Consider the following 11,936-nt stretch of genomic DNA (forward strand, 5'->3'; position numbering starts at 1 on the left):
AAATTTATAGTTGGTTACTTATTTAGGATCTAAATATGGTTCATACTGCCCAGTAAAGTCCATCGTAAATACAGCCTCCCTTCCATCCCGATGGATATATTTTAATTCAGGGCTACCATGTCCATTGTCATGAAATACTGATTGCGACTCAGGCAGCAAAGTCCACCCAGCATCTCTTCTCCCAACCTCAGAGTACGTGGGGTGTACACCGTTTAATCTTTCCCTGCCCTCAAAGTGCCAACCTGTTAATCTACGCCACAATGACTTACGAGGAATTCCTGACATACCCACAGACTCAGGGTCACGTGAATCAAGATGCTGTAAATCATTAAACATCCTCGAAAACGCCCCGGTAATCGCCCCATTAACAAACTTACCACCCACCAGCTTCGATACGGTTCCTCCAACCACTGCGGATATTGCGGCATTTTTCGCATAGCCTGCTGCACCTCTGGGCGCACTACTCACACCAAGACGACGATACCCACCAGTCACCTCCATCACCTGCGAGAAGCCCGCACTCACAAAGCCATCTTTAAACTTGCCACCCCGTGAGCAAGCACTTTGGCTGTCCTCCCAGCGATTGACAGTCGGGCAGTAGGGCCAAAGGAAGAACCTATAAAACCAAACACTCCTGCACTGCAAACATTATAAAGGCCTATCACATCAATCTGTTTAAGCCTTTATTTGAAGAGCTGCTCAAATTAATTTAATGGATTCGGATCGAAACAACTTTAGGAAAGGTGCCACTTGTACTCCAAAGAAGTTCGCAACCGCTAGTATCAAAGGCAATTTTCTTCCCTCCCATATAGGCTGAGAGAACAGCGGAATAAAAAATTTGATCCGCACTATCAATCTTTATATTCCTCTTCGCATCTCCACCCTCTCCACCAGAACAACGATCCTCATTGTCGTGTTCATCTACTAGCGTAACTTTTATGTAGTCTAGCCTTACATCTATTGTCTCTATCAATGTTGGCGTAACATCCCACATATAAGCCTGAGCCTGCGCTGAAAGAAGCACGCATATACTGAACAATCCTGTTAGTAATTTTTTCATAATCTGATCTCTTTTCATTTGTTAAATTCCCAAAGTGGCTTATTAAGAAGCCATTGCGCACATCAACGTCTTTAATTTATCCCCCATTATCGACCCACATGCCTGCAAAGGCTTGACCTGATGCGATTAAACCTGCACTTAGCAGTACCGCTGCAGCTGTAAACTTCTTTAACGAAAAACAATTTTTCATGTGTTACTTCCTTTACATCTCATTAATTTTAATCGTTAAAATCAGCGTTTAATTGCCTTTAACGAAATTATCTTTTCATCATATTTAACAGAACTTATTTCAACATCAATAGTCTGTCCAATTTCTAACTTTTCAGTGCATTGATCATAAAGTAGCGCGGTGATAACAAAGTTCGGTAATTTCACCAAGTAACCATAGTCGGTAAGTAAAACCACCCTTACCTTAAATTTTTGACCAACAGCCGGCCTATTGTATTTACTCCAAGGATCCAACTCTGGAGTGATTGCCTTTATTGAGCCAGAAAATTGATCATCAGTTTTCGCTAATATTTTGACATCAATTGTATCTCCAACCTTACAAATTGTTTCAATTCTATCTTGCAAGCCCCAAGCATCCCATGAAAGCTCAGGAACCTGAATGAGGCCTCTCTCTTTGCCAACCTTCACGACTACACCGTAAGAAACAATGCTTTCTACTAAAGCGGGTACAACACTACCAACAACTAAATCACTCATTGCAAAAAAGCCTCATAAAATTGCTCACTACTGACAGGCGCATAAGAAACGTGAGAGCTTGAAATAAATGTTGGGAGCCCTCGCAGAGTTACAACAAACGAATGTGCTCCATAAGTACCTAAACTAAAGTTTTGCAGTATATTCAGCAGCAAGACGCAGTCAGGTAGCGGTTGTCACGCAAAAAAACTTTTAGGTAGGTACTTATGCTGGATCTGGATCATTAATAACCCTCCAGATTCAGCTAACTGAATTTCGACTAACCATAATGCCCCATAAACATAGCGGCTAGCCACATGAGTTATACCATTTACAATTCATTAAGACTTGGAAAATCTAACCGTATCGAAGTCTCCACGTAGTCACTGAGTGTTAGCGGCCCATGTACAGCAATTTTAGAGTTCAAATACCGGTCATCTTTAGACCTCTCAATATAATAGTACTTACAATCATTCAAGCTACATTTCTTCGCCACCACATACCTCTTATTACTCCCAACAGAGACCACTCCTCCAGAAACTCTCCCGATATAGTTCCCATTTCCTAAGTCATAATAAAGACTTATTTTATTGTCAATTTTAACTACAGCATATGGTGATTCTGTCCATAAAACATCAGAATCACAGCCATGCATAAAACCAGAAAGAAAGATCATAACTACAGCAAGACTCTTCATCGTGGTACCGTCCAAGTAATACTCATATGCAAATCACTTGCTTGCGAACCTACCCCACCAAAGCCTAATTCTGATAACTGCCTTCCAAAGAGCAATGAACCGGTCCCCATTGTATTTTCCACGGTAAAGTAAATTTTATTCGTATCTATATAAGCCCGCCCATTCCCCCAACTGCCCACTACATGCTCGGCAATATTGGCAGTTGAAACAGCCCGCGGATACCACGTGAAAGTATAGCCAAAATCATCCATAGAACCTCCAACGGGAAAGCCACCATACTTTTCAAATAAGTAACTTTGGAAAATATCAGCTCCATTACCTTCTTTAAACATATTAGAAAAGGTACTACCTGGGGGAAAATGCACCCTACCATTATGATTTCCAGACAGCCAATCTATTACAACACCAATTGGGCTTTTTTCACTGGTGTGACGAGGTGGTGTTGGATCTCCAACTGATTCAGGGTCGCGTAAGTCATGATGTTGTAAATCATTAAACATCCTCGAAAATGCCCCAGTAATCGCCCCATTCGCAAACTTACCACCCACCAGCTTCGATGCGGTTCCTCCAACGACTGCGGATATTGCGGCATTCTTGGCAAAGCCTGCTGCACCTCTGGGCGCACTACTCACGCCAAGACGACGATATCCACCAGTCACCTCCATCACCTGCGAGAAGCCCGCACTCACAAAGCCCTCTTTAAACTTGCCACCCCGGAGGACACTCATAGCACCTCCGGCCACGCCGTGAGCAAGCACTTTGGCTGTCCTCCCAGCGATTGACAGTCGGGCAGTAGGGCCAAAGGAGGAACCTATAAAACCAAACACTCCTGCACTGAGCGCACCGACGATTCCCTGCTGAAGATCACCACCACTCGCAATCATGCTTGAAATGAATGCGCCGCCAATGCCCGGGATAAACGCTGTCACAGCCACAGCCAAGATAGTCCGCCCCCACTCTTTAAAGAATTTACCAATCGACTTAAATAACTTCTTAAAAAAGTACCCACTCGGATCAGTGTAGGACAAAGGATTGTTCTTCACATAGCTATAACGGTTGTAACTCTGCGTATCACCGGCTGCCTGAACATGAGGATCTGCGCTAATAAACCGACCTATTTCAGGGTCGTAGAGCCGGCCTTTCATATTGATTAGCCCTACTTCATCGTCCTGCTCATGGCCGGTATAGCCAAGTGTCAGCGCAGTTTGCTCCAGACTGGCGAGTGTATTTGCAAGCTGCGAACCACTCAACGAATACCAGTTGGATTGACGACGCTTGCCCCACACATCAAAACTTAAACGGTGAACAACTTGCCCCGATGAGTCAGTCACAACATCGGTTGACCCTAAATGATCACTTAACAAGTAGTAGGTGTTATCGCCAACCCAAGCACCAGAAGCAGACTTATGCTGGTTAATATAGGCAACAGTCTGACCGCCTGCCCGAATGTAAAACTTATGCGTTTCAGAGCCGCTGTTTTTACGAACGCGTTCATACAAACCACCCACATACCAAGTTTTTTGCGTGTCTGTTTTCTTGAGTACGCGTTGACGCTCAGTCCCGTAGGTGAAATAAGACCATTGACCACCTTTTCCAATCGCACTCGGCTTGTTGAAGGCGGTGTAGTAAATCGTCCGACCTTTTCCGGTCAGCATATTTCCGTTGGCATCGTAGCTTAAAGCACTTCCGCCGATCGAAGAGACCGCATGTGCGCCTGATCCAAGATATTTATAGTAATTATTCCCGCCCTTAAGGGTAATGTTTCCATGCCCATCGTATCGAATGCTTTCACCACCAAATTCATTCGCATTGGTATTATAGTTATGCTGTATGAAACTTCCGTTGAAGCGATTCAGGTCATCATAAACAAAACGCTCACGCACTTTACCATTCAGGTCATCCCGATCTTCGAGGTTCCCCACAGAGTCAAAGTTATAGCGCAGGTATTGCAGATTGCTGGATGACGAGCCATTACCACTTAGTACTTCATCCAAGCGCCCTAATACATCATACGACCTATTTGTGGTGACGCCGTTACCCAGCTTCTGTTCAGTTATCTGGCCGCTTGCGTTTGCTTGCTTAGCTTCCCAATAGACTTTACCGCTAGTCACATCAGAGACTTTGTTCAAGATTCCCGATTCATAGTGGTGTCGGGCGATAACGGGATTAAGCGGGTTCGCTGTCGGGTATGTAACTGTGTCTAAACGGCCAAAGGCATCATAGGTATTACTAGTTGTATATGCAGTGACACCAGCAGAAAGACCAATGCTGCCATGTTCATTGGGTAAACGTTCCTCTACGCTAGCCACCTGACCATAATCAGTATAGCCAATTCGCTTCTGGTAACCATTAGTATTCGTTACCTTTCTTAGCTTTCCTACTCCTTTACCAGAAGCATTATCATACTCCCACTCTTGTATACTGCCATCTTCTGTGCGCTTTTTCATGCGCCCAAGTACGTCATACTCAATGCGAGTGACCTTCAGGTTAGCATCTCTTTGATAGACAAGCTGACCTGCTGCATTATAACGATAGTCCCAGATACCCATGTCCGGATCATTCATCCGTCTCTTTCGTCCTAGGGAGTCATAGGCAAAAATCGTTTTTATATTGTTTTTGTCAGGGGTGGACTGTCCGCCCTGAGTACTTGCCACTACCTCGGTGCTCTGAAGGTTTCCATCCGCGTAATAACGGTACTTCACTTGATTACCCAGAGGATCTGTGACTATCTCTGTTTTACCGTCAGCCGCTTTGAGTGTGGTAGTGGTTTGGCCTTTAGCATTGGTCTTTGAAACAGTTAAACCATCATACGCAACCGTTGCAGCAGGCAAACCGGGCTGTCTGATAGAATTAGGTCGATCTAAGATATCGTAGTTATACACTATCTTGTGCTGAGAGCTACCAGAGTAGTAAGGGAGCGACTCCCACCATAAACGCCCACTGGTTAAGTCATAAACCTTATCAACATAAATAGTTTTGCTTCCTCCTTCACCTAAGCCACGAGTTTCCGTCCTTACCACTCGGTCAAGCTGGTCGAAGTATTTCTTTACATAGCCCCCATCTCTCGTCTCAGTGGTAGTGCAATAGCGGACATCCATTTGATTGATGGTTTGATTACACCATGAATAGATAGTATGTGAGCTGTTTCCATTAGGACTGGTGGACACGTAGGGTTGCCCAAACTCATTAACTCTTGACTCACTTGTTAAGTTATTAATGTCTGTATGGCTTTTTACCGTACCAAAGCGTTCATCATAAAGTGTGGTTGTTTTATGCCCCAAGGCATTTTCTACCACCTCAGGGAACCTTCCATATTGGTCATATCGTGAGGTTTTAGTAAAGCGGCTGCCTATGGTGCTTTCACTACCAACCAACCCTTTACCTGTTATCGTTTTAAGCTTCACATTACCATGAGCAGTGTACTCATAGGTTGTTACTAATTGATTGGCGTCACCCGGCTCAATTGTCTCTGCCCGTAATTGCCCGGAAGTACTGTAATAGGTAAAAGATGATGTTTTGGTTTTAGCTGGGAAGGAGCCCCTTTCATGCTTAACAGAGCTTGAAGTTAGACGACTAGCTAAATAGCAATCGCTATTTGAAGGAAACACATTTGTCGTTGTTTTCCTGTTAACCAGTACACCAGCTACTGGGTTAGTAATAGTGTTAGTAATGACAGGGCTATCACCACACGAATTAGGATCGCTGTAAGCGGTCTTAGCAACCTTATAGGCCTCACTTGTCGCAAGCTTATAACTCGTGTCCTCGCTATAATTCACCCATGGGCGATAGTATTTCTTTGAGTTTGAACCAGTATTAACTGAATATACTCTCTTATTAACATTTTTAGATAATAAGGCTCCAGATGGTAATTTTGTTAGAGTCCCCCTTGAGGAACCGGTTAGAGGGTAATTCTGATAGTAGTATTCGGTAGTAGAGATTTTTTTATTCGTATCTACTGCTGTTCGTTCAGCAAAGCCTTGTAAGCCTCGCCCCTTAGTGTCAACTTGCAGCCCTTTGTAGGTATAACTCATTCCTGCAAGGCGGCCTCTGTTATTACCGATGCTTCCGTTACTGCTGTAATGAGCCGACACCACAAACAAACCAAACTGTCTACCTACTATATTGACAGGGCTGGTTACTCCTAAAGCCCCCCCAGAGTTATGTTCTCGTGTATAGATAGCACTTGAGTAATCATTATTCGTTGCCGTTAATTTATCGTAAAGAATTTCGATACTTCTATTCAACCCATTACTGGCGCTAGTTGCCGTTGGTTCGACGTAGCCACCTGTGATGATTCTAGCTATTCTTTGTGGTTCAATTTTGTTTTCACCAATAGTAATGCCGTCATTATCTATTCCAATAACATCGACAAGACCATCGCCGTTGAAGTCACCAAATGAGCGCATTGAGTAGGCATGAGAAAAGCGTGTTCCACTCTTAAAGTCTGATGACCAGTTGGATTTGGTAAAGTGATTACCACGGTTGAGATCAACTCTCACACCAAAGCTGTCAAACCGTACAAAGTCACTTAAACCGTCACCGTTTACATCAACAATGCTTTCCCGTCGATCTGAAGATGCTCGGCCATAGTAATTGATTGCCTTAACTTTTGAGGTGAAGCCTTTCCCTGTAGAGTAACGAATATATACATCGTGATCCGCAACATTTGAATGATTCGTACTCTTATCATAACTGGCAATATCGGCGAGACCATCACCATTAAAATCTCCAAACCTTATCTTGGAACCAGAAGGATCCGTTGAGTCAAACGTCCAACTAGTCAAGTTTGCAGAGCCATTATTAAAATCATTACTGTTCCTCAAGAAGCTTATGTGCGTTCTGTTGGATACATTGGGGTGGTGAAGTCTGGCCACTTCAGGTAAGCCATCGCCAGTCAGGTCTAACACTGCAAAGTTTTCCAACTTGTCGGTTGGAAAAGATATGAGGTTTGAACTCCATTTAGCCGTATGCGGAATGAACTTAGTTCCATCTGACAATGCAACAAACACACCCGTGCTATAGATACTAACGATATCTGCTAAACCGTCACCATTCATATCCTGAAGGAATCTCGGGTGCTCATCTAAAGACCTATGACCACCGTCATAAGTGTAGGCAGTATTAGATGTCCAATTGGTCTCAGGCTGCAGGGTATACTGGCCGTTAACGTATTCCGACAAGGAGACTTTTACACGGTTCTTAGCGAAATGAACCAAGTCGCTCAAGCCATCCCCATTCACATCTGCTAAAAAATAAGGTTCGTGGGCATGCGTAATCGAGTTAGAGTCGGTAACATCTCCCGTATCTTCAATAACAAACCCATGACCATTCGATAGAGCGATGCGCACACCACCTGCGTTATTAGTTCTGACCATAACAACATCTGATCGCCCATCACCATTAACATCACCAACTAACCTGCTATAAAAACTAGATTCATCAGCTGCAAGCTGGTTCAACAATGCAGAGCTTTTAAAGGTTGCCTCACCCGCCTCTTCAGGTAGAAAGACACTCTCATCAGGTGTAACAATTCCATTACCTTCCGGTCTTTGAGCTAAGTTACCAGAGACGCCTGAAGCGGGAGCCGTTGCCGTTCCTCCAACAAAGTCAGTATTGGATGCATGGTTACCATCCCAAATAAACCATGTTGCAGGTAAACAGTTTGTTACCCCACATTCCTGAATGCTTTTTACTCTTGATGCAATAGCCTCCTGATGCTCGCCTTCTTGATCAAAATAACTCAACTGGTAAGTTCTAAGAGTAGTGTTCTGGAGTTCCACAGTAACCTTATCAAGAATTTTATCTTTGTGAAAAGCATATCCATTCACATAACTAAGAATAAGGTTACTCGCAGATGCGGAAGTAGCACTTGGTGTGTCTTTATAGTGAAATATGACACTGGCAAAGGGAAGTTGGTTGAGTGAGGTATTTCCAGTGTATTGAATCTTTTTAATGCTGAAATTATTAGAATTATTTGAGACGTTCGTTGTTGCGCTATAGGTGTAATCAATATAGTTGTTTGTTCGGTCGGTTCTTCTTGAAATATTCCAACTGAGAATTCTCTTGTCGTATTCTAATTCTGCATCACTACTTAACTGATGCACTTGTGACAGATGTGAGGTTCCGTAGCTAATTATTTCTCCAGCCTTCGTTCTTATCTCAAATGACTCAGGGAAATTATCACCATCTAGGTCACGAGAGGTAATGTGACTATAGTTGTCAATTTCGGTCTTGTAAGTTGTACCGTTACCACCATACGCCCCACCTCCGACTTTCACTAGCTGTTGCCCATCTAGGCAAAATACATCACTAGTATTAAAGTTTATGCCGTCTTTGATACCATTTTGTGCAACGGTTTTAGCACAACGACTAATTGTACTTAGGCCTGTCACAGACCAACCAAGGCCAGCTATGCTACTTCCACCTTGACTATTATATTGAAGAGATACCTCAGGTTGAACACCTGCAGAACCAGGCGGTATCGCGATAGGTATTTCGTAGATAGCGGCTCCACTTGAATTACTGGAGAAGCTCCCTTCAAGGTAACCAACGGTCTGGTTTGCACTATCGTAATAACTGTCTATTGGTGGGGGTGTCGTTCCACCACCTGAAGCACCTTCTAGCCCGCCTAGTTTTGTCCCCACAAGCTTGCCATTTGCATCATAGTAGGCAACTACAAGCCCGTAACCTTCGACGAAAACTTGATGGAAATATAATGCTCCTAAATCTAGAGCATCATTATGACACCCAGACCCAGAGGAGCAGAGAGTTACAAAGCTACTATCACTGACATCTGCATTCTCAGGAAAGCCATAAACATTTTTCTTTTTCCAAATAACGGGGTAGCCACTTGGCATTTTCACAACATTGACTGAGACAACATCTAAAGGTGCTGCTGTCAGCAAGTGAGATCCAAAGAGGAGTATTCCAACTACTAAAGCAGTTAGGGAATCCTTGAACACTTTAGTCATGAAAAGCTTAGCCACCATTGCAGATCCTTTGTGTTAGTTCTAGTTGTGATTCATCTTCGCACATCAATGTGCTCATCTAACTGATGATAATTTTGTAAAATAACTTATTCTTAATCTTTACAAACATCAAGATTAACGCTCAATTTCAGCCTATCATTACATTTTCGCAATAACAAATAATTTCTTTAACAAAGAAACTGACTGCTATAAAACAGCTCTTGACAGATCAATATAAGTCAATTTAAAAGAACAAAAGAACCCGTAGAGGAATGATTAACCACCCAATATAAAACCAACAGCGAGCTTTCTGATCATCCCTCTGGAAACAATCCCGGCATCCACCTCGCAGCCAAAGCTGCAGGAAAGTTCAACAACAACGGTGCTCGCACCGACTTCGAAACAAGCACACCTCTTTCCAATAATGCCGACGTAATCCGACGTGCATTACGATCCCCAGTGCCCAAAATACCCGCGACATCACCACGATGTAACTCACCACGATAAAGCACAGCTTCTAAAACCATGCCTGATTTTTGTGGAAGACGATCAGCCCGCATTTCTTCCTCAGCCCAGACCAAAATACGATCACGGAGACCTTTCGGGTTAACCAGCGTTTCCATAAAGTCGACTTGATCAATACAGGTTTCAAGAAAGAATATAGCGAAGTTAGCGAGCGCAGCTTCACTCAAATTTCCTCGACCATCCCTCTCACTCTGACGTGGCAGGTCGCATTGTGCCAATAGGCTTTTATACTTCGCTTCATTTCTTGCAAGGCCACGAGCCACTGACCAAATACCACCGGTATCAAGCGCGTCACGGAGTATAGAGTAGGAAATTAAACGTGCTACACGGCCATTTCCATCCAGAAAAGGATACATCCATAACAAACGGTGGTGGGCATAGGCAGCGGAGGTAATTGAATCGACCTTTCCAAGATTTTGATAGGCTGTTTCGAAGCGCTTCATAAAGCGATGTAAAGCACCGGCGCTAATGGCAATGTGTTTTCCAACCATGACATCACGTTGTCGAAACTCACCCGCAAGAAGACGCTCTCGCTTACCTCCATCAGGACTTTCTACCCATAATAATTCATCGGGTAACAACTCACAAAATCGGCGATGGGTTTCGAGCACGCCATCAACCGACGTTGCCCGCGCTTTTAAACCATCGTTATCAATCCATCGCTGTACTTCTATATGTGCTTTAGCTTCGAGTTGTAGGTCTCGTTTTTTGGTATCGGTACTGTAGTCTTCGTTGAGAGCACGTTCTATGTCGATGGGGTGCGTATCATGTCCTTCGATTAAATTACTGTAGTAACAATTCATTGAACGGACTAAGTCAGATAATGCACGAACAATTCCTTCAGGCAGGCTTGTGCGCAGTGCTGTAGATTTGGCGGTAAGTTCCAAAGCTAGGTCAGCCAACTCATTGCGAGAGCGTGATGCATCGGAAACCAACAGTGGCTCCATTAGGCTGATATGTTCGTCTCTATCTTCCGCTTTCATGTCCGCTTCTTTGTCCGCTTAAAAATTAACTTAAAGTATTTTATTATCATACTGTTAAACACTTTAATAAGCCAATTTTAGCTGCTCTGATGTCCGCTTCTCTGTTCGCTTAATCTATCAACCAAAAACGCTTCTTATAGCCAAACAAATGTATTTGCGGATGCACCCACTCAGTATGAATACATAGTGGGTGCTAATCTTACACTCCCCCTAAACCAAGTGCGCCAAAACCGCCTCAATTTCCTTCACTAACGCCGCTGCCTTCGCGTCATTCATTGCCTCAGCATGTGGTGAAGCAAATCGCTTGGCATCATTATCAAAGTACTTGCCAGAGGCATCGGTGAACTCATCTGATAGCGCTGCACGTACCAGAATATCCGCACCGATACCGATGTCATGGCCATCAAACCCAAAGCCCTCTTTCACCATTTTACTGGCAAGTAGCGAACCGGGATTCACTGCCACAATCATTGGGCCATCCGTGTGCGTGAGCGCCATACTGCGTGACCATGACGCGATCGCCAGCTTGCTTTGTGCGTAGGCTTCCATGTCATCCTTAAGCGAAGTCTTACCCGCCAAGGCTGACAAATTAACCGGCGATTGTGCTGCCGAGGACAAGTTGACCACACGCCTGGTCGAGCCAAGCAGAGGCAATAGTTTTTGAGTCAATAAATACGGTGCCAAGGTGTTTACGGCAAAGCGCACATCCAAGCCATCGGATGTCATTGGCCGGGGTGTTTTTAAAACACCCGCATTATTAATCAACACATCCAGCTGCTCGTGTTTCGCACTTACCGCTTGCGCCAATGAAACCACCTCATTCATATCAGACAAGTCAGCAATGTAACGCTCAACCGGCCCGGCATTGAGTGCAGTCAACTCAGTAGCCACTGCCTCCAGCTTAGCCTCACTTCGACCATGCAGCAGAACGTGGTGCCCTTGCTGAACCAATATCTTTGCTGTTGCCAGCCCAATTCCGTCTGTCGCACCGGTTAGTAAAATCTTCTTTTGCATGATCTTTT

General features: G+C 44.1%; 6 protein-coding genes. All 6 read right to left on the reverse strand.

The window, feature by feature from the left end; translation table 11 throughout:
• Positions 1-18: 18 nt before the first annotated feature.
• The 6 genes from DKW60_RS18020 to DKW60_RS18050 all read right to left on the reverse strand — a co-directional run bounded on the left by DKW60_RS18020 (position 19) and on the right by DKW60_RS18050 (position 11,928).
• Positions 19-525, reverse strand: coding sequence for a hypothetical protein (locus DKW60_RS18020; protein WP_109839058.1), 507 nt, complete (start codon positions 523-525; stop codon positions 19-21).
• 184 nt (positions 526-709) lie between these two features.
• Positions 710-1,078, reverse strand: a complete 369-nt coding sequence (locus tag DKW60_RS18025; protein WP_146203519.1) for a hypothetical protein — start codon at positions 1,076-1,078, stop codon at positions 710-712.
• Between the two features lie 213 nt (positions 1,079-1,291).
• Complete coding sequence (locus tag DKW60_RS18030; protein WP_109839060.1) at positions 1,292-1,765, reverse strand: S1 RNA-binding domain-containing protein; 474 nt, start codon at positions 1,763-1,765, stop codon at positions 1,292-1,294.
• Between the two features lie 669 nt (positions 1,766-2,434).
• A complete protein-coding gene (locus tag DKW60_RS18040) occupies positions 2,435-9,343 on the reverse strand; it encodes an FG-GAP-like repeat-containing protein (protein WP_181389775.1) in 6,909 nt (2,302 codons plus the stop codon).
• 377 nt (positions 9,344-9,720) lie between these two features.
• Positions 9,721-10,914 (reverse strand): Fic family protein, encoded by a 1,194-nt coding sequence (locus DKW60_RS18045; RefSeq protein ID WP_109839063.1) that lies wholly within the window; start codon positions 10,912-10,914, stop codon positions 9,721-9,723.
• Positions 10,915-11,124: 210 nt separating this feature from the next.
• On the reverse strand, positions 11,125-11,928 hold the full coding sequence (locus DKW60_RS18050; RefSeq protein ID WP_109839064.1) for an SDR family NAD(P)-dependent oxidoreductase: 804 nt from the start codon (positions 11,926-11,928) through the stop codon (positions 11,125-11,127).
• Positions 11,929-11,936 lie beyond the last annotated feature (8 nt).

It is taken from the genome of Leucothrix pacifica (assembly GCF_003172875.1).
Lineage (GTDB): Bacteria > Pseudomonadota > Gammaproteobacteria > Thiotrichales > Thiotrichaceae > Leucothrix > Leucothrix pacifica.